Origin of the sequence: Pedobacter sp. MC2016-05 (genome assembly GCF_026239735.1) — a bacterium.
Classification (GTDB): domain Bacteria; phylum Bacteroidota; class Bacteroidia; order Sphingobacteriales; family Sphingobacteriaceae; genus Pedobacter.
This window is the reverse complement of the sequence record NZ_JAPIVT010000056.1, coordinates 1-741: the sequence shown is the minus strand read 5'-3', so window position 1 is coordinate 741 and position 741 is coordinate 1. Positions and strand designations below refer to the sequence as shown.

The window sequence follows — 741 nt, the reverse complement described above, 5'->3', positions numbered from 1 at the left end:
GCATTTTGCTTTCATAAAGAAAACGTTAAATTCTTAGAACATCTTTCAAGATTTTTAGCGTTTGATAAAAGATTTTGAAAAAAACAGGGCATAGAAAAAGTTTCGTTTAAGACAGCATTTTATATCAGGTGCTTTATCTACCGATCAATAATCAACACTTTGCGATGGGTTTAATTTTTCTTGTTCTATGATCTTTTATGCTTTCCAACTGGAGCTTGTCCATTCTTTTAGCATACTTAAACAAATCTGCTGATCCTACCTGACCAGTACATACTTATAATTTTTACCGTCCTGGACTAAAATCATTTCACCTTTGGCACGATTAAATCTCAACTCAACGTCATACTGCTCACGCTTAAAATTGTCTTTGTTTACTGCATCAAGTGAGAAAGCCGGCTGACCCGTAGCCTGGGCTACCAAGACTGAACCTGATTTAGTAATTAAGATTTTTAAGGGCTTTTCTTTGCTTTCATAATTGCCAAGCAATTCATCAAGGTCCTCTTCTTTAAGCTGTAGGGGAATTTGGTAGGGCTTATTATAATATGCTTTAAGCAGTACCAAGAATAAATCATTTAAACCGAAATTCATGCCATTGGTGGTGATGGCAAAGGTAGCACCGTCTTCAAGATTTGTATATAATACACTATAACTTCCGTAAGTTCCACCATTGTGGCCTATTAACGTTTTTTCATAAAACGGGGATTTTAAAAGACCCATCCCGAATATGTTATTACCTTTAAA

General features: G+C 35.2%; 1 pseudogene. It reads right to left on the bottom strand.

What is annotated here, in order from left to right:
* Positions 1 to 255: 255 nt before the first annotated feature.
* Positions 256 to 741 (bottom strand): annotated as a pseudogene (locus OQZ33_RS24155) (hypothetical protein); the annotation flags it as partial.